The sequence below is a fragment of the Bradyrhizobium sp. HKCCYLRH3059 genome (assembly GCF_051168035.1).
Lineage (GTDB): Bacteria > Pseudomonadota > Alphaproteobacteria > Rhizobiales > Xanthobacteraceae > Bradyrhizobium.
Genome location: NZ_JBNPUF010000004.1, coordinates 307,633 through 329,164, shown reverse-complemented (window position 1 = coordinate 329,164; position 21,532 = coordinate 307,633). Strand labels below are relative to the sequence as shown.

20 protein-coding genes are annotated in these 21,532 nt (G+C 65.5%); 8 read left to right on the top strand and 12 right to left on the bottom strand.

The window, feature by feature from the left end:
• Positions 1-200: 200 nt before the first annotated feature.
• Positions 201-2,177: a hypothetical protein gene (locus ACQR13_RS15415; RefSeq protein ID WP_434862954.1), complete on the bottom strand. Its 1,977-nt coding sequence runs from the start codon at positions 2,175-2,177 to the stop codon at positions 201-203.
• A 240-nt stretch (positions 2,178-2,417) separates the two neighbouring features.
• Here ACQR13_RS15415 and ACQR13_RS15410 point away from each other — a divergent pair, with 240 nt between their 5' ends.
• Positions 2,418-4,730, top strand: a complete 2,313-nt coding sequence (locus ACQR13_RS15410; protein ID WP_315712342.1) for an NADP-dependent malic enzyme — start codon at positions 2,418-2,420, stop codon at positions 4,728-4,730.
• 148 nt (positions 4,731-4,878) lie between these two features.
• On the top strand, positions 4,879-5,334 hold the full coding sequence (locus tag ACQR13_RS15405; RefSeq protein WP_434862953.1) for a DoxX family protein: 456 nt from the start codon (positions 4,879-4,881) through the stop codon (positions 5,332-5,334).
• An 8-nt stretch (positions 5,335-5,342) separates the two neighbouring features.
• On the opposite strand, the gene ACQR13_RS15400 is transcribed toward ACQR13_RS15405, so the two are convergent.
• The 4 genes from ACQR13_RS15400 to ACQR13_RS15385 all read right to left on the bottom strand — a co-directional run bounded on the left by ACQR13_RS15400 (position 5,343) and on the right by ACQR13_RS15385 (position 9,533).
• On the bottom strand, positions 5,343-5,918 hold the full coding sequence (locus ACQR13_RS15400) for a dihydrofolate reductase family protein (protein WP_316192642.1): 576 nt from the start codon (positions 5,916-5,918) through the stop codon (positions 5,343-5,345).
• Positions 5,919-5,937: 19 nt separating this feature from the next.
• On the bottom strand, positions 5,938-6,900 hold the full coding sequence (locus ACQR13_RS15395; RefSeq protein ID WP_315712338.1) for a polysaccharide deacetylase family protein: 963 nt from the start codon (positions 6,898-6,900) through the stop codon (positions 5,938-5,940).
• A 159-nt stretch (positions 6,901-7,059) separates the two neighbouring features.
• Complete coding sequence (locus ACQR13_RS15390; RefSeq protein WP_315712337.1) at positions 7,060-7,635, bottom strand: glutathione peroxidase; 576 nt, start codon at positions 7,633-7,635, stop codon at positions 7,060-7,062.
• A gap of 155 nt (positions 7,636-7,790) precedes the next feature.
• A complete protein-coding gene (locus ACQR13_RS15385; RefSeq protein ID WP_315749987.1) occupies positions 7,791-9,533 on the bottom strand; it encodes a L,D-transpeptidase in 1,743 nt (580 codons plus the stop codon).
• Positions 9,534-9,759: 226 nt separating this feature from the next.
• On the opposite strand from ACQR13_RS15385, the gene ACQR13_RS15380 reads away from it, so the two are divergent.
• Both ACQR13_RS15380 and ACQR13_RS15375 read left to right on the top strand, forming a co-directional pair.
• Positions 9,760-10,311 carry a CreA family protein gene (locus ACQR13_RS15380; protein ID WP_315826939.1) on the top strand — a complete coding sequence of 184 codons (552 nt, stop codon included), beginning with the start codon at positions 9,760-9,762 and terminating at the stop codon, positions 10,309-10,311.
• A 575-nt stretch (positions 10,312-10,886) separates the two neighbouring features.
• Positions 10,887-11,249: a hypothetical protein gene (locus ACQR13_RS15375; protein ID WP_316170525.1), complete on the top strand. Its 363-nt coding sequence runs from the start codon at positions 10,887-10,889 to the stop codon at positions 11,247-11,249.
• A gap of 52 nt (positions 11,250-11,301) precedes the next feature.
• Here ACQR13_RS15375 and ACQR13_RS15370 read toward each other — a convergent pair whose 3' ends face one another.
• Both ACQR13_RS15370 and ACQR13_RS15365 read right to left on the bottom strand, forming a co-directional pair.
• Positions 11,302-12,075 (bottom strand): hypothetical protein, encoded by a 774-nt coding sequence (locus tag ACQR13_RS15370; RefSeq protein ID WP_315749989.1) that lies wholly within the window; start codon positions 12,073-12,075, stop codon positions 11,302-11,304.
• 39 nt (positions 12,076-12,114) lie between these two features.
• Positions 12,115-13,836 carry a type I secretion system permease/ATPase gene (locus ACQR13_RS15365; RefSeq protein ID WP_315749991.1) on the bottom strand — a complete coding sequence of 574 codons (1,722 nt, stop codon included), beginning with the start codon at positions 13,834-13,836 and terminating at the stop codon, positions 12,115-12,117.
• Positions 13,837-14,046: 210 nt separating this feature from the next.
• On the opposite strand from ACQR13_RS15365, the gene ACQR13_RS15360 reads away from it, so the two are divergent.
• A complete protein-coding gene (locus tag ACQR13_RS15360; RefSeq protein ID WP_316172345.1) occupies positions 14,047-15,699 on the top strand; it encodes a 2Fe-2S iron-sulfur cluster-binding protein in 1,653 nt (550 codons plus the stop codon).
• A gap of 11 nt (positions 15,700-15,710) precedes the next feature.
• On the opposite strand, the gene ACQR13_RS15355 is transcribed toward ACQR13_RS15360, so the two are convergent.
• The 3 genes from ACQR13_RS15355 to ACQR13_RS15345 form a co-directional block, all read right to left on the bottom strand.
• On the bottom strand, positions 15,711-17,057 hold the full coding sequence (locus tag ACQR13_RS15355; RefSeq protein ID WP_315712331.1) for an HlyD family type I secretion periplasmic adaptor subunit: 1,347 nt from the start codon (positions 17,055-17,057) through the stop codon (positions 15,711-15,713).
• Positions 17,058-17,169: 112 nt separating this feature from the next.
• Positions 17,170-17,439 (bottom strand): DUF6719 family protein, encoded by a 270-nt coding sequence (locus ACQR13_RS15350; protein ID WP_315712330.1) that lies wholly within the window; start codon positions 17,437-17,439, stop codon positions 17,170-17,172.
• A complete protein-coding gene (locus tag ACQR13_RS15345; RefSeq protein WP_315712328.1) occupies positions 17,439-17,591 on the bottom strand; it encodes a hypothetical protein in 153 nt (50 codons plus the stop codon). The genes ACQR13_RS15350 and ACQR13_RS15345 overlap by 1 nt, the downstream gene beginning before the upstream one ends.
• A gap of 146 nt (positions 17,592-17,737) precedes the next feature.
• Here ACQR13_RS15345 and ACQR13_RS15340 point away from each other — a divergent pair, with 146 nt between their 5' ends.
• From ACQR13_RS15340 to ACQR13_RS15330, 3 genes are all read left to right on the top strand, one after another.
• Entirely contained in the window at positions 17,738-19,018 is a 1,281-nt protein-coding gene (locus ACQR13_RS15340; RefSeq protein WP_315712327.1) for an ArgE/DapE family deacylase, read from the top strand.
• A gap of 125 nt (positions 19,019-19,143) precedes the next feature.
• On the top strand, positions 19,144-19,542 hold the full coding sequence (locus ACQR13_RS15335; RefSeq protein ID WP_315712326.1) for a PaaI family thioesterase: 399 nt from the start codon (positions 19,144-19,146) through the stop codon (positions 19,540-19,542).
• Between the two features lie 128 nt (positions 19,543-19,670).
• A complete protein-coding gene (locus tag ACQR13_RS15330) occupies positions 19,671-20,327 on the top strand; it encodes a GNAT family N-acetyltransferase (RefSeq protein ID WP_409977870.1) in 657 nt (218 codons plus the stop codon).
• A gap of 97 nt (positions 20,328-20,424) precedes the next feature.
• On the opposite strand, the gene ACQR13_RS15325 is transcribed toward ACQR13_RS15330, so the two are convergent.
• Positions 20,425-20,730 (bottom strand): hypothetical protein, encoded by a 306-nt coding sequence (locus ACQR13_RS15325; protein ID WP_172109527.1) that lies wholly within the window; start codon positions 20,728-20,730, stop codon positions 20,425-20,427.
• A gap of 77 nt (positions 20,731-20,807) precedes the next feature.
• On the bottom strand, positions 20,808-21,506 hold the full coding sequence (locus ACQR13_RS15320) for a DUF2161 domain-containing phosphodiesterase (protein ID WP_315826817.1): 699 nt from the start codon (positions 21,504-21,506) through the stop codon (positions 20,808-20,810).
• Positions 21,507-21,532: the final 26 nt, after the last annotated feature.

Here is a 21,532-nt window from a genome sequence, read left to right as displayed (position 1 = left end):
CGTCGTCATTCCGGGGCGCGCGCAGCGCGAGCCCGGAATCCATACTCCCAGACGGCGGTTGGTGAAGGAGGTCGCGCATGCAGGTATCCCCGTCCTCATGCACAGTCGTGGTTATTGATTCCGGGCTCGCGCTGCGCGCGCCCCGGAATGACGGAGGAGAGAGGCGGGGACTCACTCCTCCATTCACATCGCAGCTCACATCACGGCGTGGTCTGGGCCTCGATCTTGAATTGCGCCAGCGCGCTTGGTGGGTCGAGCGCGATGAGCTGGGCGAGCTGCAGGGCCGGGACCTTGGCGCGCGGCGAGAGCTTCAGCGTGAGGGTCTGGCGCGGGGTCTGGACGAAACGGCCGATGGCGTCGACCGCACCGGCGACATCGATGTTGTCGGCCGCGACCTGGGCGCCGATCGCCTTGATGCTGTCGACCAGCGCCTTGCGCGCGGCATCGCGCGTGATCGCATGACCGCGCGCGTAGTTGGCGACGAGCAGGTCGACCGCGCCGAGATCGTGCAAGGTCAATTCCAGTCCGCTGGCTTCGATCTGCGCCGCCGCGGTAGTCGCCTGCTGCAGGTCGATGGTGAAGACGTCGCGCGGCACCTGCGACAGCGAGACATTGGCGGAGGCCGCGATGAGGTTGCTGACCTCGAGCTTGAACGGCTGGAGCGCGAACGCGCCCGAGCTCTCGGTCCAGCCGAGGCCGAGATCGGCGTCGAATGCGGCGGTGTCGATGCCGGCGATGAGGAGCGGCAGCAAGGCCGGGTTGGACGCATCCAGCGGACCGGCCATCTTGGCCACCAGGTGCGCCTGGGTCGGGATGGGACCGACGAACTGGCCCCAGTCGAGGCTGAAATTGTCGATCTGGACCGGCTTGGTGCTCGCCTTGTAGGAGGTCGTCAGCCCCTTCAGCTCGATGCCGCCGATCAGCTTGAACAGCGCCATGGCTTCGGCCGCACCGGGCTTGGCCCCGGGGACGGCGAATTTGGCGGTGTGGCGCAGCAGGCCGCCCATGTCGAAGCGCTTGACCGCGAAGCGGCCGAGCTTGACGGGGCCGTTCGGGGTCCGTCCGTCGAAGCCCTCGAACGCGACGTCGCCCTTGCCGTCGTCGAGGTCGAACCGCGTCAGCGCGACCTTGACCGGGCCGTCGGGCGTCTCGACCGCCAGGCCTTTGACCTCGACGTTCTTGAACAGGACGCCATCATAGATGCTGGCGACCTTGTCGATGAGGTCGGGCGTCATGGCGCTCGTTCGCGGCGAGGTCGGCGTCAGGGCGGCGACCAGCGCCGGAAGCTGGATGCGCGACGGCCGCACGCCGAACTCGTCCATCGTCAGGCTGTCGATGTGGATGCGCATGCCGAGATCGGACGTGATCTCGTAGAGGCCCATCCCGGCGGAGCCGCTCAGGCGAATGGCACGATCGTCCTTGGTGGACTCGGCCGCGAACAGGCCGGCGATGGCGTTGACGTCGATGTCCTTGGTCACGATGTCGAGCATGCGGCCGCGCACCGTCTCGACCTTGCCGTTCGGCGGTTGCGCCGCCGTGCTGAAGGTGACCTCCTGGATCTTGTAGTTGCCGATTCGACCGTCCTTGATGTCGTCCACCACCAGCCCGGAATAGCCGAACTCGGTCGGCCCGACCGAGGGGCCGCCTTCCATGGTGCCGGTGACCCGCGGCACCGTGGCCGAGGTGGCGCTGATGGTGGCGAGCTGTTGGGCGAGGGCGCGGGCGGTCTCGAGCGCACCCGCACCGGCCGGGATCGCGGCGAGCCGCGCGGGGCCGGCGTAATCCCTCACCACCAGTTGCGGCAGCTTGTAGTTCAGGCGGAGCGGCGAGGGGCCGGCGATCTGGCCGGCCATGGCGATGTCGCTGATCTCGATGCTGGCGGCCGTGACATGCTCGGAATCATGCTGGCTCAGCCCGGTCGCGGTGATGGTGCCGAACGTGACGCTGGCCGGCGGCTGCGTGGCCGACTCGAGCTTGACATCGGCGATTGTCAACTTGCGGCTCCACAGGTCGAACGCGACCTTGCCATGGGTTGCCGTGGCGCCGCTCTGTCGGATCTGGGCAAAGCTTGCCTCGACCTCGCGCTCGGCGCGGCCCTGGGCGTACCAGGGCACGCCGACGAAGGCGGCGACGGCCAGCGCGACGGCCGTGACAATTCCGATCAGGATACGGGTCATTTGATGTGCTCCGCCCAAGGCTTAGGCAGCAAGTGGTGATGGTCTCAATGAAATCGATGGAGTAGGGATGTGCTTCTGCGAACTGGGGAATCGCTGGCCCGGGATGCCGGCGAGCATGGTTTCGGATGTTGCATGAAAGCCGCCCAACGTGCATCACATGCGCTTCCACCGGCCGGAAAAACCGACGTCTGACCGAGACTCAAGAGACCAAAAATCCGGGTCGGAAACGCTGGAGCACGTATGTCGTCGTCCTATTCTGAAGATCTTCGTTCCGCAGCCCTGGCCTATCACCGCCTGCCGCGGCCCGGCAAGCTGGAGATCCAGGCCACCAAGCCGCTCGCCAACCAGCGCGACCTGGCGCTGGCCTATTCTCCCGGCGTTGCCGCTGCGTGCACCGAGATCGCCAGCAACCCGGCCGAGGCCGCCTCACTGACCGCGCGGGCCAACCTGGTGGCCGTCGTCTCCAACGGGACCGCCGTGCTCGGGCTCGGCAATATTGGCCCGCTGGCCTCCAAGCCGGTGATGGAGGGCAAGGCGGTCCTGTTCAAGAAATTCGCCGGGATCGACGTGTTCGACATCGAGATTGCGGCCGACACGATCGACCGGGTGGTCGAGACGGTCGCGGCGTTGGAGCCGACCTTCGGCGGCATCAACCTCGAGGACATCAAGGGACCGGAATGCTTCGAGATCGAGGCGCGGCTCAAGGAGCGCATGAAGATCCCGGTCTTCCATGACGACCAGCACGGCACCGCGATCATCGTCGGCGCCGCGATCAAGAATGCGCTGTCGCTGGCGGGCAAGCAGCTCTCCGAGGTCAAGATCGTGACCTCCGGCGCGGGCGCCGCCGCCATCGCCTGCCTCAACCTGCTGGTGTCGATGGGCGCGCAGCGCAAGAACATCTGGGTCTGCGACATCGACGGTGTCGTCCATGAGGGCCGCAACACGCTGATGGATCCCTGGAAGGCGGTCTATGCGCAGAAGACCGACAAGCGGACCCTGGCCGAGGTGATCGGCGGCGCGGACATCTTCCTCGGGCTGTCCGCCGGCGGCGTGCTGAAGCCGGAGCTGCTCAAGCAGATGGCCGAGAAACCGCTGATCATGGCGCTCGCCAATCCCAACCCGGAGATCATGCCGGAGGAGGCGCGCGCGGCACGGCCCGACGCGATGATCTGCACGGGGCGTTCGGACTTCCCGAACCAAGTCAACAACGTGCTGTGCTTCCCGTTCATCTTCCGCGGCGCGCTCGACGTCGGCGCCACTGCGATCAACGAGGCGATGAAGCAGGCCGCGGTCGATGCGATCGCGCAGCTCGCCCAGGACCCGCCGTCGGACGCGGTGTCCCGCGGCTTCGACACCGGCGAGACCCAGGGCTTTGGTCCGGGCTCGTTGATCCCCTCGCCATTCGATCCGCGCCTGATCCTGCGCATTGCGCCGGCGGTGGCGAAGGCGGCGATGGAGTCCGGCGTCGCCACGCGGCCGATCATCAATTTCGACGAGTACACTGCGCTGCTGGAGCGTTTCGCGTTCCGCTCCGGCCTGGTGATGAAGCCGGTGTTCGCCAAGGCAAAGACGCAGCCGGTCCGCGTGATCTATGCCGAGGGCGAGGACGAGCGCGTGTTGCGCGCCACCCAGGTGGTGCTGGAGGAGAAGCTGGCGAGGCCGATCCTGGTCGGCCGTCCTTCCGTGGTCGAGGCCCGCATCAAGCGCTTCGGCCTGTCGATCAAGGCCGGGCGTGATTTCGACCTGATCAACCCCGAGGACGATCCGCGCTACCGCTCCTATGTGCAGAGCTATATCGAGGTCGCGGGACGGCGCGGCGTGACGCCGGATGCGGCGCGCACGGTGGTGCGCACGAATGCCACCGTGATTGCGGCGCTCGCTGTCGTCAGGGGTGAGGCGGATGCGATGATCTGCGGCGTCGAGGGGCGCTATATGAGCCATCTGCGCCACGTCCGTGAGATCATCGGCTTCATGCCGGGGGTCAGCGACTACGCGGCGCTGGCGCTCACCATCACCAGCAAGGGCGCCTATTTCATCGGCGACACCCAGGTGCGGCCGGATCCCACGGCCGAGGAACTCGCAGAGATGGCCTCGCTGGCCGCCAACCACGTCACGCGTTTCAACATCAAGCCGAAGATCGCCTTCGTCTCGCACTCGGATTTCGGCGGCTACGACACGGATTCGTCGCGCAAGATGCGGCAGGCGACGGCATTGCTGAAGCAGCATCGTCCCGACCTCGAGGCCGACGGCGAGATGCAGGGCGACACCGCGCTGTCGGCGACCGCGCGCAAGGCGATCTTGCCGCATTCGGATCTCGAAGGCTCGGCCAACGTCCTGATCATGCCGAATCTCGACGCCGCCAACGTCGCCTATCAGATGATCAAGGTGCTGGCGGATGCGGTGCCGGTGGGGCCGATCCTGATCGGTCCGGCACGGCCGGCGCATATCCTGACGCCGTCGGTGACGGCGCGCGGCATTCTCAACATGACAGCGGTGGCCGCAGTCGAAGCCCAGGAACGGGCGGGGAGGGCGCAGCCGACGCTGTTCGCGTGACGCTGCTGGCGTGATCGAAGTGTGGCGGAATTCGTCCGGTTTCGGTCGTATTCCGCCCGCCTTTATTGTTGAAAAGCGTTCGCGACGTCACATATCCGGCCCGGTGGGCCGGCGACACATCGTTTGAAGTTGATCCGTGAGGGCGAGAATGCCGGGTTTCATTACATTCGGGCGCGTTCTGTTCGCCGTGATCTTCATCTACACGGGCGCGACCAAGCTGTTCGGCATTCCCGCCACCGCCGATCTCATCGCCGCCAAGGTCACGATTCCCACGATGCTCGCGCCCTATGCGGCGCAGCTCGAGGCCGCTGCCAAGATGCCGATGCCGCAGATCCTGGCGATCGCGGCCGGCGCGTTCGAGGTGCTCGCCGGCGTGATGATCGCGCTCAACCTTCTCGGGCGTTTCTTCGCAGCTCTGATGATCGTGTTCGTAGGCGCGACCATCTTCTACTTCCATGACTTCTGGAACCAGGCCCCGCCCGACAACGCCAAGACCCTGATCGACGCGCTGAAGAACCTCTCGATCATCGGCGCGCTGTTCATGATCTTCGGCTATGGCAAGGGTCCGAGGGCACCGGAGCAGAGCGCGTATGGAGACATCTAGAGGGAGCTCTAATAGAGGGAGCTCTCAGCGTTGCGTTTCCAGGCGGTCACGCTGACGTCGTGGGCGGGATCGAGCATCAGCTGATTGGCGGGCGTGTAGCCGTGGGCCGTCAGCACCTGCTGCGGCGAACGGTCGGGACCGACGCCGGGAAAGCACGGTGCGCCGCCGGGCAGGGAGACGTGGGGGGCTATTGACAGGAAGAAGGTGTCGTAGCGGTCCATGAACATCTCGAACACGACGGGACCGCCGATAACCGCCACCGTGCCAGAGCTGACGCCCGCGGCTTCACAGGCGGCTTCGAAGGAGGCCCCCGCCGGATTCCAAAGGGTGGAGAGCGGCTTTTCCGGATCCGGCGCCAGTCCCGCCACCTTCCCGGTCACGACGATGCGCCGGCGCTTCGGCGAGTTCGGCTGGTCCTCATAGGAGTTGCGGCCGTGGACGATCAGATCGGCGCCATCGAGAGCCTGGGAAAAGAATGCGGCGTCGCCGGGAAATTTCAGGGCGGGCGGCATCGCATTGCTCGCGTCGGCCAACATCCCGTCGGCCGACACGATCACGTAACCTTCGATACGAAGCTTGGTCACTGACGAAAGGAATCCCGTCTCATTCGGACACTGTCGTCACAACGCTCGACACCGGCCTTTGGCTCACCGTCGGAAGCTTCGCGACCTTGGCGAGCTGCTCGTCATATTGCGGCAGCGACTGCACCGGCGCCTTGGCGCGCATCGCGACCACCTTGTAGCCGCCGGCCTTGAGGCGGCGCAGCATCTCGGGCAGGGCCTCGGCGGTATGCTTGTGGAAGTCGTGCATCAGGATGATGCCCTTGCCGAGCTTGTCGAGCTTCTTGAAGGTGACGTCGATCACCGCCTGGGCATTGCGCGCCTTGAAGTCGAACGAGTCGAGATCGCAGGAGAAGATGCCGATGTTGCGGGTGCCGAGATAGGTCACGATCTCCGGCGGATGCTGCAATGCCGGGAAGCGGAAGAACGGCGCCGGGGAATTGCCGCCGAGCGCCCACTTCACGGCGCTGATGCCGAGTTCGATCTCTTCCTTGCGCTGATCCTCGGTCAGCTTCTTGTTGGTCAGCGTCGCATGCGACCAGGTGTGCGTGCCGACCGTATGGCCGGCATTGTAGACCTGCTTCAGGATCTCCGGATAATAGGTCGCATGCTTGCCGATGATGAAGAAGATGCCGGTGGTGCACTGGTCGGCAAGCGCCTTGAGCACGCTGGGCGTGTTCTCCGGCCACGGACCGTCATCGAAGGTCAGCACGACCTCGTGATCCTTCAGGAAGTCGAGGTCCTTGAAGTGCTCGAAGCCGAATCCCGGACCTCCGGTCGTATCGATCTCGACGGTGCGGCCGACGCCGAGCGCATCGGGGTTCATGCAGGGCGCGCGCGGCGGCTGCGTCTGGGCGGCGACGGCGGGAACAGGGGCCGGTGCGGGAGCAGCAGCGGCCGGGGTCGGCGCCGCCGCCGTGCGCTGCGCCTGGGACCAGGCCGCGCCAGACGTCAACAGCGAAGCCGCCAAAGAGCTTGCGAACACCAATCCTGCTGCAATCCGCATCGTGTTTCCTCGGGGTTGTTGCAACGGGAGCGCCAGCGTCGAGAGTCGCTCCGTCATCCGGCCGGGATATTAGCCCAGCAGCCGGAGTGGCGCCAAAAGGAAACAAGGCAAAAACACGGGGAAGTTGCCAGCTTCCGCCGCATTCCTGCCGAGTGTTGCTCAGCCGTTCGCCAGCAGCCGGGCAACTGCGGTCTTGACCCGCGTATCCGTCGGCTCAACCGAGGAGGCAAACACGTCGGCGATGTAGCCGTCACGGCCGATCAGATATTTGTGAAAGTTCCAGCGCGGCGTCTCCTTGGGCCGCGCCTCGGCGGCCCAGCGGTAGAATGGGTGGGCGTTGGAACCGGTGACCACCGCTTTTGCGGTCATCGGGAAGGTCACGCCATAGTCTTTGTTGGCCTGCTCGGCGATGTCGCCGGCGATCCCAGGCTCCTGGTTGAAGTCGTTGGACGGCACGGCGATGATCGTCAGCCCGCGCTCATGGAACTCGCTCCACAGCTTCTGGAGCCCGGTGTACTGCGGGGTGTAGCCGCACTGGGAGGCCGTGTTGACGACCAGCACCGGTTTGCCCGCGAAATCGGCGAGCCGAATCGGCTCACCGGCCAGCGCCGGGAAGGAGAAGCGATAGGCGGTCATCTTGCTCGCTGCATTGTCGGCACGAGCAGCCTGCGACGTGAGCGTCGCACCCGACAACGAGGCGCCAATGCCGAGAACAACCATCCTGCGATCGATCATGTGAATCTCCCTGAGCAGAGCCAGCCCCGTCAGCATGAATGTGCCCGCGCTCGACCGGCCGCTGCTTCAACGGCCGCCACGTTGCGCTGGATCAGACTGCGTTCCGGCACGGGGATACCCCTGCCGTGGGGCGGAAAGAGGGACGTCGTCGGTCGTCAGCGCAGCGAAAGGATGAACTCGGTGCCCTCGCCGGTTTCGCCCTGATTGATGCCTTGATCGGACACGATCAGCGAACTTCCGGTCGACAGGGCTTCGCCGAGCCACGCCATGACATCGGCGGGAATGGTGATGCGATCGAGCGCCTCGGCCGCGCTGCTCAGCTGAACAACCTGTTTCGGCTCGGCATCGGCGCCCGCGGACTTCTTACCCCGCCGGACCGCCCTGGCAGTGCCATCGTTCGCCGCGGTGCTCCGCGCCGAGGAGGGCAGCGAGACGACGGACCAGCGCATCGTCGCCGGATCGGCCTTGTCAGCCGTCGCGGTGAACACGTGGGTGCCGAGCGGCTTGTCGCCCGGTGCGATGGTGATCGGGGTGTTGAACACCGGAGCGAAGTTCTGCCGCACGTACAGCTTCGAATCCTTGCGGCTGATGAAGATCGCGATCTGGCTGTTGCGCTTCAATTCGGGCTTGGGCGCAATCGGCTTGTCCGGTGCGGCAACACGCGACTGATCCCTGGCGAGATCGTTGGGATCGACCGGCTTCGCCGGTGCCTCTGCCGCCGGTGTGGGCGGCGACGCAGGCTGCTCCGCGATCGGGGCGTCGGCAGGCTTGGACTCTACCGACTTGGATTCAGCAGGCTTGAGTTCGGTCGAACCGGTGGCTTCGGCATTCGCCGATGCCTCAGCCGGCTTCTCGAGAGCCGGAGCGGCCACCTGCGCAACATTCGTGGGCTCGCTCGCCGGAGCCACGTCGCCGGGGGCAGACCTTGCCTCTGCGTCGGCGGTCGCGGGCTCAATCTTGATCTCGGCGACACTGGGCTTCAGATCGGCAGTATCGCTTTGAACCTCCATCGGGAGCGAGCGCGATGGTTCGGCGCTTGGGGAAGCGTCCGAGACCATCGGAGGGAGTCCGTTGGCGTTGCTGGCATCGGCGGTCCGCACCTGGCGCGACGCGGCGGGCGATCCTTCGCCGGAGCGCGGGCTCTCGGCATGACCGATCGTGGCGCGCAGATCCGTCGTCGCGACTGTGATCGCGGTGGTGACGGCGGCGCCCTTGTCCGACTTGATCGCTGCCGGCGCAGTCGCGTCGGGTTGCACCGATGCGCTCGGCTGCGGTGCCTTCAGGGCAGCGAGCATCGGATGCGAGAAACTCGCAGGAGCCACTTCGCTCGGCGTGACCAGGACCCGGGATCCCATGCGCGTCCAGCCATAGAAGCGGGTTGCAAAGCTTGCCGGCATGCGGATGCAGCCATGCGAGGCTGGGTAGCCGGGCAGCACGCCCGCATGGAGCGCGACGCCCGACCAGGTGATGCGCTGCATGAACGGCATCGGGGCGCCGCTATAGATGTTGGAGCGATGGAATTTCTGCTTCTGAATGACGCTGAACACGCCCAACGGCGTGGAATGTCCCTTCATGCCGGTCGAGACCGGTGCTTCCGCGAACAGACCGTTTGCGTCGTAGACCTTGAGCTGCTGCTTGTTGATCGACACCGCGATCGTGACCGGTCCTTGCGGCTTGGCAGCCTCCTTCTCGGTCTTTGTCAGCTTGTCGAGGTGGCGCGCCTTGGGCTTGCGCGGCATGGCCGGGCGTATGGTCGGAGCAATGGTGACGGGCTGAGCGTCGTTCCAGTAGTAATATGACGCTGCGTCAGCCTGTGAGGTCGCTGCTATGGCAAGCGGAACTGAAACGATTGCTGCACAATAGAACCGCCCCCTGGCGGCTGCACGAACGCAGAGCATTCCGGCAAATCCTCAAGAACCATCTGGTCTTTAGTGTCGCAGACGGAGTCTGCGTTCACCAGCTTGGGGCTTCTGCCCTGCGTGATTTCGTTCCAATCGTAGCAGAAAAGCCTCACATCCCGTTAAACGGGTAGTGGAAGGTCACGGGCTGGAGCGCCTTCCTTGCAGGCATTTGTGTCCCTACATGGGCGGTATGCCGAGCATCGGCGGTATAACGGAGACCGACATGTCGTTCAGAGCCACCAAACGGTTTGATCTGTGGCTGAAAACCCTCGCTTGCCTGCTGCTTATCGGATTGTCCTCGCCTGTGATCTCAGCATACGCCGCGGACGAGCCGGATCTGATCTTCCGTCGGTCGACCGTGTTCAAATTGCTCAGCCCGAATGACAAGCTCGCGACCTATGGCGTTGATGATCCAGAGGTCGAGGGCGTTGCCTGCCACTTCACGGTGCCGCAGAAGGGCGGCTATGTCGGTTGGCTGGGCCTGGCCGAGGAGGTCTCCGACATCTCGCTCGCATGCCGGCAGATCGGCCCGATCAGGTTCAAGCGCAAGCTCGAACAGGCCGACGACATGTTCCGGCAGCGGCGGTCGCTGTTCTTCAAGAAGATGCAGATCGTTCGTGGCTGCGACGCCAAGCGCAACGTGTTGGTCTACATGGTTTACTCGGACAGGCTGATCGAGGGCTCACCGAAGAACTCGACCTCCTCCGTCCCGATCATGCCTTGGGGCAAATCCGATGACGGCGCAGTCCAGAAGTGCGGTGATTTCATTCAATAAGGGACCTGCCAAGGGACGATCGGCTGCCGAAAACCTCGCTGGGCAATTTGTGCTTGGCAGGATCGTGGCAGCCGATCAGCCGGACCAGGCTCTGTGGCGTCGAGCCGGCATTGCCCTCGGTTCGCTGCTGCGCCATCGGCGTAGCCAGCGAGCTGCGGCGAGATACCTTCGGCTTGGGTGTGTGCAAGCGCCTGTCCATGGTGACCCTGAGGGAGCAACGTCGTCCCCCAACGCGCCGCGCTGCTGGGTCGCCGTAGCGATCTGGGAGGTTCTCCCTGCCGGCCACGGTTAACGCTAGGTCGTTAAGAAGGTCTCCATCGGCAGATTGACGGTCGCCCCGGATCGCGCTGGCTCGGCCAAGCAGGTGGCGCTTTAGATCACTCTCGTTTTGATTGTATTTTGTGTCGTCGGGTGGGTTGCGATGAAACGGAGCGGCGGGCCCATGAAACCATTTTGTGCCCGTGCCGCAGGCCGCTTGAAACGTGAAGCGGGTATGAAAGCGTGCGCGGCATGCGAATCGTGTCGTCGCGGCCTGCGTGGATGACATGACGAAAAACAAACACCAGCGGTCCACCATGCGTTTTCGACTGGATGCTGCGGCGCTTGCCGTGCTGCCGTGCCTCTTCTGGTCCTTCGTCGAGGCGCGGACGACGACCCGATTGCCAGATCTGCGCGGCGAGTTCGTACGGCAGTGTGCGCCTCATATGCTCGACCGGTGGACGCATCCTGAAGCTGTCTGCTCCTGCCTGCATGACCATGCGGCCGCGATGGTGGAGGATGCCGACTTGCGCGAGGCGCTGCTGCGCGGGATCAGTGAGACCGGCGTGCCGACCATCGAGACCGATTGGGTGCCCGCGCCGAAGCGAGCGGAGATCGGTCCCACGTTCACCAAGATCGCGAAGCCCGCGCTGCAGTGCATGTTCGATCCGGCCAACTGATTGGCTGCCTGAACCGATGTCGATCAGCGTCCATCGTCCGCGGTGCTCGTCGTCAGTCCAGGCCATATTGCGACATCAATGACTGCACGTCCGGCCGGCGCATGATGCGCGAGATCCGGGTACTGATGGCATCCTCGTCGCTGTGTCTCGACGATCTCGCAGTAGGCTTGGGCGCAGGGCGGGCCGCTGCCGCGCTTGCGCGGGTTGGCTGATGTCCCGCAGGAGCGGGCTTTTCGGCGGACGACGAGGCGGCCGGTTGCGTCCCCGTGGTCTGGGTGGCCGCCGCGGCCGGCAGGCCGGACTGGGGCGGCGCGGCAACGGGAGCGGTCGCGGGGACGAGGGCCGGTGAAGCTGCGGCCGTGACGGGCGGCGTCGCGGCCGGTGCCATCGGGCGTGTTTCGGTGGTGGCGGCCACGGGCGGTGTCGCGAGCATTGGATTCGACGTCTTGGCAGCTTCAGCAACGGGGGCGGCGGCCGTGAGCGAGTTGGTACGCGTCTGCGACGAAGCTGCCTCAGGCGCCGGGACGGGCGCAGCCAGTGCGGTGAGCGCCGGGGCTGGCGGCGAGATCGGCGCCGGCGGTTCGATCACCGGAAGCGGGGCGGCGATGGCCGCATTGCCTGCGGAGGCGGCCTCGCTGGTGATCTTTTCGCTGCGGTCCAGCTCGGGCTTCCTGATATCGCTGGGGACATTGAGGGCTTGAGTTTGCGCGTGGGCCAGCATCTGCCGCGCGGTCATCGGCGTCTCCGCCGAAGCCGAGATCGGCAACAGGACGGCGGTCGCGAAGGCCAGCTGCAGGGTCCTCGTAGACGATGTGAACTTGATCATGGCCGGCTCCTTGCGGTGTGAGATCTGCACTGGGTTCGTTCAGGCCGCGGCGCTGGCCGTCGCCCGGTCGTGGGCGACGACGACACGCTGGCCGCGCATCTTGGCGATGACCTCGTCGCGTGGGCCGAATGCCAGCGTCTTGCCGAAGGCCATCACCATGATGCGGTCAACATGCGCCAGAAGCTGCGGGCGGTGCGTGACGACGATCACGGTTCGGCCGGCGGCCTTCGCCTGGGCCATGGCCTGCGCCAGCGCCCGCTCGCCGTCCTCGTCGAGGTTCGAGTTCGGCTCGTCGAGGATCAGGAGCCGCGGATTGCCGTAGAGCGCGCGGGCGAGGCCGACGCGCTGTCGCATGCCGCCGGACAATGCCACGCCGCCTTCACCAATCGGCGTGTCGTAGCCGTTGGGCAGGCGCAGGATCACCTCATGCGCGCCGGCGGCCTTGGCGGCAGCGACAACGGCGGCCTCGTCGACCTTCGCAAGCCGGGCGATGTTGTCGGCGACGGTCCCCGAGAACAGTTCGATGTCCTGCGGCAGGTAGCCGATATGCTTGCCGAGCCGGTTTGGGTCCCATTGGCTGTAGGCGGCGCCGTCGATGCGGATCACGCCTTCGCGCAGCGGCCAGACGCCGGCCATGGCGCGCGCCATGCTCGACTTGCCGCTGGCGGAGGCGCCGACGATCGCGAGACTCTCGCCGGCCTTGAGCGAAAAGCTGACGCCCTTGACCGAGGGGCGGCCGGCCGCCGGCGGCCACACCACGGCGTTCTCGACGTCGATGTCGCCGCGCGGCGTCGGCAGCGCGGTCGGGGCGGCCGTGACCGGCAAGGCCTGGAACAGCTCCTCCAGCCTGCGGTAGGCCGAGCGGAATGCGATGATGCGCTTCCACTGCCCGACGACCTGCTCGACCGGGGCCAGCGCGCGGCCCATGATGATCGACGTCGCCATCATCGCGCCGGGCGAGATCTGCTGCTCGATCGCGAGCCAGGCGCCGATGCACAGCAGCGAGGTCTGCACCGCCATGCGCGCGAACTTGGTGACGGAATGCATCGCGGCGCCACGCTCGACGAGGGTGCTGTGGGCATCGACCATCGCCGACTGCCGGCAGCTCCAGCGGTCCATGACGATGTCGCCCATGCCGAGGCCGCGCACGACCTCGCCATTGCGCAGCGCCGCCGCGACGAAACGCGAGGCCTCGTTGGCCAGCGCGTTGGTGCGCTCGACGCTGGCGCGCGTGTAGAATTCGGTGAGCAGCGCCAGCGAGAACAGCACGATCGCGCCGAGCAGCGAGAGGATGCCGAGATAGGCATGCTGCAGAAAGCACAGCGCGACGAACACCGGCGTCCACGGCAGATCGCAGGCGATGGCGGCGGTGCCGCTGGAGATGCAGTCGCGGATGGTCTCGGCGTCACGGATGATCTGCTGGCCGAAGCGATGCCGCGGCGACAGCTCCGCCTTCATCATCGTCTCGAACAGCGGGTGGCGCAGCGTGCCTTCGAACTGCACGCCGGCCCGGGCCAAAACGCCGGAACGGGCGAATTCGAGGACGCCATACAGCACCAGGAAGACACCGACGATGAGCGTCAGCATGACCAGCGTGCCGAGATTGCGGCTGGTGAGGACGCGGTCGTAGACCTGCATGGAATAGAGGGGCGAGGCGAGCATGCTCGCATTGATGAAGAGGCTGAGCACGAAGGTCGCGGTGAGCGCGGGAAAGCAGGCGCGGAGCGCGGTTCCCAGCGGGCTTCGGGTGGTGCTCGTCATGTCGGATCCCCTTGCGATGGTGCTGGGGAGCTTCGCCTGGGGCACCCGTCGTCGACCGTGACTGACCTCACATAGCTCGAGGCTGATCTGCCGGCGCTTGAGTTGGCCGGTGGCAGCCGCTACCGGATGGTTCAGTCGTGCTCAGATTTCGCAGCTTGCCTGAATCACAGTGAGCTCATGCCTGCCGTAACGTCCCAGAACATCCGGCTCATGTCCGGCCTCGTCCTGTTTGCGTTCGCCGCGACGCATTTTTTCAACCATGCGGTGGGTCTGTTCAGCCTCGAGGCGATGGACGAGGTGCAGGAATGGCGACTGGTCGTCACCCGATCGTGGCCGGGAATGATCGTGCTGTCGGCGGCATTGCTCGCGCATGTCGTGCTGGCGTTCGCCAAGACGGTTCAGCGCGGCACGTGGCGGCTGTCCTCGTGGGAGTTTGTTCAGATCGCCACCGGATTTGCGATCCCGCTGCTGTTGCTGCCGCATGTCATCGAGACCCACATGGCTCATGCGCTGTTCGGCGTTCAGGATGGCTACCTCTATGCGCTGGCGTTGCTGTGGCCCAAGGCGGCCTGGATTCAGACCGCGCTGCTGCTGCTGGTCTGGATCCACGGCTGCGTCGGCCTGCATCATTGGCTGAAATTCCGGAGCTGGTACCGCCTCGTCCAGCCGCTGCTGGTTGTTCTCGCCGTCGCGGTGCCGATGGCGGCGCTGATGGGGTTCGTGGTGTCCGGACGCGCCGTCGCCACGTTGCTCGGCAATCCCGGTATGGCCGAGCAGATGCGCCAGGTCACCCATTGGCCGAGCGAACTCGACGGAAAGTGGATCGCCCTGCTGCAGGTTTCGGCGCAGATCGCGGTCGTCGCGCTGCTCGTTGCAGGCGTGACGCTCATCGTGTTCCGTCACGTCGCGTCCCTCGCGGCGCCGAAGATCGCCATTGCTTTCACGGGTGGTGCGACGGTGCGGGCCGCGGTCGGTCCGACGCTGCTGGAGATCATCGGCAGCAACGATCTTTCGCAGCGATCCGACTGCGGCGGCCGTGCCCGCTGCGGTCTTTGTCGCGTCCGCGTTGATGAAGGTGCGGAGACGCTGGCACCGCCCGGCCACGCGGAGCGCGTCATGCTCGCCGACTTGGCGGCACCGGCGAATGTGCGCCTGGCCTGCCAGATCCGTCCGGCGGCGCCGCTGACGATCACGCGTCTCCTCGGCGGCGATCAAGCGGAGAGGGCGCCCCTCGTCGACCACCTTACCGCCGAGCGCCGTGCGGTATGCCTGGTCCACGTCCGCGTCCGTCCGCTTGCGGCCATTGCGCGCGACCGGCTGCCATCCGACCTCGGGTTCATGATGAACGAGATCTTTGGCGCCATTGGCAGGGCGATCGAAGCCCATTCCGGGCGCATCGATCGTTTCCTCGGCAATGGCGTGCTCGCCGTCTTCGGCGAGGAGCAGGGAGCAGAACAAGGCTGCCGCGATGCGCTGCAGGCGATCGGCGCCATGGACGTGGTCATGGACCGCGTCAACGAAAAGATCGCCGCGGAGATCGGTCGGCCCGTCGAGCTGGCGATTGGTGCTCACCTTGGCGACATCGTTGTCGGGCAACTGACCCTTGGACGCACGTCGCAGGTGGCTGTGCTCGGGCTCGGGACGGAGTGGCCGGCGCTTCTAGCTGAATTGGCCGACACCAGAGGTTGGCAGCTCGCGATGTCCGGTGGCGTGGCGGCAGCAGGCGGCCTTGCTGATCTGGATGGAGCGATACGTGAGAGGCTTGCCGATCCGGAACAGGGCGGCGAGCTGGACATCATCGGCGTGCGGCGTGCGCGCGACCTTGCTGTCGTCGCGGGCGCGCCACCGGTGCCGTCGGCATAGGTGTTCTCGGCTCATTTCTCACGGAACGTCTTGGCGAGCGTGTTGAGCAGCGGGCCGACCAGATATTCGAGCACGGTGCGCTCTCCCGTGGAGATGATGACGTCGGCCTGCATGCCCGGCAGGATCTTCTCGGCGATCTCGGGCGGGATGGTCGAATAGTCGATCACGACGCGCGCCGAATAGTAGCTCTGCTTGGTCGCCTCGTCCGACATCGCGTCCGCCGAGACGCTCGAGACCTTGCCGAAGATCGTCGGCGTCGTGCGCGAGGAGAAATTGGAGAAGCGCACCTCGGCCCTCTGGCCGATGGCGACGCTCTCGATGTCGCGCGGCGAGACGTGCGCCATCACGTCGACGCCTTCGCCGACCGGAACGATCTCGGCGAGCGTATCACCGGGCTTCACGACGGCGCCGACGGTGTGGACTTTCATGTTCATGACGATGCCGTCGCGCTCGGCGCGGATGTCGACCCGGCGCAGCACGTCCTCGGCGATGACCAGCTTCTCGCGCAGGTCCGACAGCTTGGCCCGGGTGCCGTCGAGCTGCTGGCCGACTTCGGTCAGATACTTCTGCAGCGTCTGATCGATCTGCAGGCGCGTCTGCGCGGCCGTCTGCGTCAGCCGCGCGACGTCGGCCTGCGCCTGGCCGAGATCGCCTTCGACGCGGGCGCGCTCGCGTTCCAGCTCGAGGAACTTGTTGCGCGGATAATAGCCTGCGGCGACCGCCGGGCGCACATTGTTCATCTGCGTCTCGAAGCTCGCGAGCTGCGCGGAGAGCGCGGCGCGCTGGCGGTCACGGCCGGCGAACTCCTGCTGCTGCTGGGCGATCTGCGAGTTGAGGATGTTGATCTGGCTGATCAGGCCATTGCGGCGCTCGACGAACAGCCGCTGCTGGTCGGCGATGGCAAGCGCCGCCTCCGGCACGTTCTGGCGGTTGAGCAACGTGTCGGGAAACGTGATCATCCGCGCATTTCCGCGCTCGGCGAGCAGGCGCGCCTCCTCGGCCAGCGACGCGTCCATCTGCTTGCGAAGGAGGTCGGTGTTGGCCTGGGCCTCGGTCGGCTGCAGCCGAAACAGCAGGTCGCCGCGATGCACGGCGTGAGTTTCCTTGGCCAGGATCTCCCTGATGATTCCGCCCTCACGGTGCTGAACCACCTTGTGATCGCCGGAGACGGACACGGTGCCCGGTGCGATCGCCGCGCGATCGAGCGGCGCATAGGCCGCCCACACGCCGAAGCCGCCGAACACCAGCGCGATCGACAGATAGCCGAGCAGGGCGTAACGGCTGAAATCGGCCTTGACCGGCTGCGGCCGGTCGGCCGCTTCGAAGAAGCCGTGATCCTGCACCGCTGACATCGACATGCTGCGTCCCCGCTTGTCCACGGGCAGGAGCATCGTCGATGCGCGGCTGTGGGACTGTGCGGAAGGTCACGCGCCGGAGGTCGGCGGCGAGAGCCGCATCGAACGAGGTCAGCTACTTCTTCTTCGGCCCGAAGCGCGGCACGCATTTCGTGGTGCGGACAATACCGGTTTCAGCCATCTTGGAGCCGGAGACCTCCTTCACCTGGCCGGCGGGGCAGGTGCCGTCATCGACCAGCACCCGCTGGCCGAGCCGGAGATCGGTGATGTCCTGCTCGCGCCCGACATATTGCGCCTGCGCGGGTGCGGCAACCAAAAGCAGGACACCGAGGACGCCGAGAGGGCGCGCTGCGACATTCGCGAACGAGGAGATTTGAGAACGCATCACTTTCCTTCGATCTTCAGTCCGTTTGGCCCGATATTGATCTGGACACCCTCCGGCTGCTTCTTGGCCTGATAGAAATTGTAGCCGAGCACGATGATCGCCGCGCTGAGAATGCCGAGGAGGAAATAAAGGATATTGCGGTGATCCGACATGTTAAATTCCAAAGTATGTTGCGGTCATTTTCGTATGCGCGAATGTACGGGCGGCCTTGCGATTCTGAAAGCAGCGGCGAATCCGGTGCAACTCTGCATGAGATTGTGATTTGCTGCAGTCATCGGCAATTGGAACCTCGACAGGCATGATCACCCAGGACATTACGCAGCGCATCGTCGACGCCGTCGATGCCGACTTCGACCGGCAGCTTGCGACCACGAGCGACTTCGTCGCCATCCCCTCGACCCGCGGCGCCGAAGGGCCGTGCCAGGACATGTTCAGCGATCTCCTGCGCGCGCGCGGCTACGAGGTCGACGACTGGCACATCGATCTCGACGATCTCAAGGAGATGCGCGGCTACGGCCCGATCGAGCACGACTTCTCGAGAGCACGCAGCGTGGTCGGAACCTACCGGCCGGCGACGTCGGCCGGGCGATCGCTGATCCTGCAGGGCCATTGCGACGTGGTGCCGGCCGGTCCGCTCGACATGTGGGAGACGCCGCCGTTCTCGCCGGTGATCCGCGACGGTCGGATGTATGGCCGCGGCGCCTGCGACATGAAGTCCGGTACCATCGGCGCGCTCTATGCGCTCGATGCCATCAAGGCTGCCGGCTTCAAGCCGACGGCGCGAATTCACATCCAATCCGTCATCGAGGAGGAGAGCACCGGCGTCGGCGCGCTGTCGACCCTGCAGCGCGGCTACCGCGCGGATGCCTGCTTCATCCCGGAGCCGACCAGCGGCAAGATGGTGCGTTCTCAGGTGGGCGTGATCTGGTTCCGCCTGAAGGTGCGCGGCTTTCCGGCGCATGTGTTCGAGGCCGGCGTCGGCGCCAATGCGATCCAGGCGAGCTATCATCTGATCCATGCGCTGGAGAAGCTCGAGGCGGACTGGAACGAGCGCGCCAAGAGCGATCGTCATTTCAGGACGCTCACGCATCCGATCAACTTCAATCCGGGCATCATCAAAGGCGGCGACTGGGCCTCGAGCGTGCCGGCCTGGTGCGACGTCGATTGCCGCATCGCCATCCTGCCGGGCTGGTCGGTCAAGGATTGCCAGAACGAGATCCTCGCCTGCGTCGCCGCGGCTTCGCGTGATCATCGTTTTCTCTCCAACAATCCGCCGGTCGTCGAGTGGTCGGGCTTCCTGTCCGAAGGCTACGAGTTGACCAATTCGGCCGAGCCGGAGGCGGCGTTCGGCAAGGCCTTCACCGCCGTCTACGGCGGCGAGGTCCAGGATCTCGTCTTCACGGCGCTCACGGATACCCGCTTCTACGGGCTCAACTACAACATCCCCAGCCTCTGCTTCGGCGCGACCGGCGCCGCCATGCACGGCTTCAACGAATATGTCGAGCTCGACTCGCTGCGCCAGGTGACCAAGACCATGGCGCTGTTCATCGCGGAGTGGTGCGGGATCGAGAAGGTCTGAGCGGCGGCACGATCGGACCGAAGCAATGACCTCTCAGGTCATTGCTTCGGGTTCGAAGCCCGGCGCATCCAGATGCGGCGCTGACCCGCGAAGACGGGTCGTCCGATCAACGGGGGAGGGAAGGCATGACGCCACTCGACAAGATCAATGCGATGAAGATGCCGTTCGCGGAATTGAAGGGTGTGACCTTCACCGAGGCCAGCGCCGATCGCGTCGTGGCGCAAATGCAGGTGCGGCCGGATCTCTGCACTCTGCATCACACCATCCATGGCGGCGCCGTCATGGCGCTGGCGGATTCGGTCGGCGCGGCCGCAACCGTGATCAACCTGCCGCAGGACGCCAAGGGCACCACGACGATCGAGAGCAAGACCAACTTCATCGGCGGCGCCAAGGAGGGGACGGTGGTGACGGCAACCGCCACGCCCGTGCATCGCGGCCGCCGCACCCAGGTGTGGCAAACCCGGATCGAGACCGACGACGGCAGGCTGGTCGCACTCGTGACCCAGACTCAGCTCGTGCTGTGATGATTCGTACACAAACGAATCGTTAACTCACGCGATCCTTGCATGGCCGCATGTTCTCTCCGTAGAGCGCGGGGCTTGCAATGAATGTTGCGATGCACAATATAGCTCCTGTCTAGGGAAAGACGTCTGTGTGCGAGGGCTCTCGAGAGGAGTCTCAGGCAGTGTCACAGGTAGATACTTTTCGTCCCCGGCCGGGCTTCGGCTATGTGCGGACCCTCAGCCAGCACGAAGAACTGCCGTTGCTGCGCGATCATCTGTTGCGGCTCGATGCGGAAAGCCGGCACGATCGATTCAACGGCTTCCTCGATGACAGTTTCATCGAACGCTATGCGGCCCGCTGTGCGGCCGATGGCACGATCGTCGTCGCCTACATGGAAAATGGCATGGTGCGCGGCGCCGCCGAGCTGCATCCGCCGGAGCAGTCCGAGGACGGGCTTCCGGAGATTGCGTTCAGCGTGGAGGCTTGCGTGCGTCGTCGCGGGGTCGGCAGCCTGCTGTTCCAGCGCGTGATCTCGGAGGCGCGGTGGAAGGGCTATCGCAAGCTCCGCGTCACGACGGGATCGCAGAACCATGCGATGCGGGCGCTGGCTGCCAAGTTCGGTGCGCATCTGGCGTTCCGTCACGGCGAATCGACCGGCACGATCGATCTGACCGAGCAGCCCCAGGATGAGCTGGCGAAGCTCGTGATCGATGCGCCGATCGCGGCAGCGCGCGCGTTCTTCACCCTCAATCGCGCCTGCTGGAAGCTCGTGACCCGGATGTACGGCGACAAGCGCGCCGCCTGATCCGAGCCGTTGCTGCGACGACAAAGGCGCGACAGCGATCACCGCTGCCGCGCCTTTTCGTTTGATTGCATTGCCGATGCGCCCCGGAGGGCGGCGTTCAGGTGCCGGTGCGCTTGTCGAAATTGAAGCGGCGCACGGTGCGGCGCTCGACCACGACGGCACGCTGCTGCGTGCCCTGGTCGGCCGTGATGACGCGCGTGTTGGTGCGCGCGGCAACGCGGACTGCCTTCTTCACCTCGGGGAGCACCTGCTCGAGCGGCAGACCCATCAGCGCCGACGCGATCTCGGCCTGAGCCTGCACGTCGTCGGTGATGCCTGACGCAGCGAAGATCGCTTCTTCCAGTGTCGGGGGATCACGCCTGACGCGACGCGGACCGTACTTGGTGTTCCAATCTTCGCTCATGGGGGCCTCGTGAATCGTCCGGGATACCTAGAAGCAGAATTGTTGCATTGCAATATATATTCCGCGGGGCAGCCCAGCTATGCGTTCACCATGTCGCGATTGGGCAACGCTGCCTGCGTCATGTGGATATCCTGGGGCCAGCGGCGCAAGGCCGCGAGCCCGGCTTTCGTGAGGACGTAGACGCCGCGCTCGGCGCGGTCGAACCAACCATAGACGTTACGCTGCAAGATCTTCGGCGCATCCGGAATGTCCGTTCGGAGGTCGCGGACGCGTTTCGGCCCGCCCGACAGCGCCGAGGCGCAGGCCAGCGCCTGCTGCCGATAGGCCGTCATGATGGGAGCACGGGTCGAGCCGCCAGCGACGGGGTCGCCCTTGCGCCGCTGATGCTCGATCACGAGACGCGAACGTTTCTTGGGGTTCTTGCGCGGCGCCGTAGTGGGCGGCTGCACCAGCACTTCGATGTCTCCGGCTGAGGTCACGGCCAGCATGCCGAAGCCGAGCCGGCGGCACAGATTGCGGTAGCGGGAGTCGCTTTCGCGGCCCTTGCCGCGTGCCGACAGGTTCGCCGCAACCCACACCTCGTCACAGGCACCGGCCCGATCGACTGCCTGCAGCAGCAGTTCCAGGTTGAAGACCTGCTTCAGCTCGCAGACGACGACCACCGGCGGGTCGTCGCCCTTGAGCGCCACCACGTCGCAACCGCCGATTTCCCCTTTGACCGAGAAGCCGAGGTTTTCGAGGAAGCGTTTGACGGGAAGGTAGAGCGCGGTTTCCAAGGGGCCGTCCGATGTGTGCGACTCAG

Coding starts and splice junctions, on each gene's coding strand:
- ACQR13_RS15395 (WP_315712338.1), bottom strand. CDS start 6,900: ATGCGGATTGCAGCAGGATTGGTGTTCGCAAGCTCTTTGGCGGCTTCG.
- ACQR13_RS15325 (WP_172109527.1), bottom strand. CDS start 20,730: ATGAGCGAAGATTGGAACACCAAGTACGGTCCGCGTCGCGTCAGGCGT.
- ACQR13_RS15410 (WP_315712342.1), top strand. CDS start 2,418: ATGTCGTCGTCCTATTCTGAAGATCTTCGTTCCGCAGCCCTGGCCTAT.
- ACQR13_RS15360 (WP_316172345.1), top strand. CDS start 14,047: ATGTCCGGCCTCGTCCTGTTTGCGTTCGCCGCGACGCATTTTTTCAAC.
- ACQR13_RS15405 (WP_434862953.1), top strand. CDS start 4,879: ATGCCGGGTTTCATTACATTCGGGCGCGTTCTGTTCGCCGTGATCTTC.
- ACQR13_RS15355 (WP_315712331.1), bottom strand. CDS start 17,057: ATGTCGATGTCAGCGGTGCAGGATCACGGCTTCTTCGAAGCGGCCGAC.
- ACQR13_RS15385 (WP_315749987.1), bottom strand. CDS start 9,533: ATGCTCTGCGTTCGTGCAGCCGCCAGGGGGCGGTTCTATTGTGCAGCA.
- ACQR13_RS15345 (WP_315712328.1), bottom strand. CDS start 17,591: ATGTCGGATCACCGCAATATCCTTTATTTCCTCCTCGGCATTCTCAGC.
- ACQR13_RS15415 (WP_434862954.1), bottom strand. CDS start 2,177: ATGACCCGTATCCTGATCGGAATTGTCACGGCCGTCGCGCTGGCCGTC.
- ACQR13_RS15335 (WP_315712326.1), top strand. CDS start 19,144: ATGACGCCACTCGACAAGATCAATGCGATGAAGATGCCGTTCGCGGAA.
- ACQR13_RS15375 (WP_316170525.1), top strand. CDS start 10,887: ATGCGTTTTCGACTGGATGCTGCGGCGCTTGCCGTGCTGCCGTGCCTC.
- ACQR13_RS15380 (WP_315826939.1), top strand. CDS start 9,760: ATGTCGTTCAGAGCCACCAAACGGTTTGATCTGTGGCTGAAAACCCTC.
- ACQR13_RS15340 (WP_315712327.1), top strand. CDS start 17,738: ATGATCACCCAGGACATTACGCAGCGCATCGTCGACGCCGTCGATGCC.
- ACQR13_RS15390 (WP_315712337.1), bottom strand. CDS start 7,635: ATGATCGATCGCAGGATGGTTGTTCTCGGCATTGGCGCCTCGTTGTCG.
- ACQR13_RS15370 (WP_315749989.1), bottom strand. CDS start 12,075: ATGATCAAGTTCACATCGTCTACGAGGACCCTGCAGCTGGCCTTCGCG.
- ACQR13_RS15365 (WP_315749991.1), bottom strand. CDS start 13,836: ATGACGAGCACCACCCGAAGCCCGCTGGGAACCGCGCTCCGCGCCTGC.
- ACQR13_RS15350 (WP_315712330.1), bottom strand. CDS start 17,439: ATGCGTTCTCAAATCTCCTCGTTCGCGAATGTCGCAGCGCGCCCTCTC.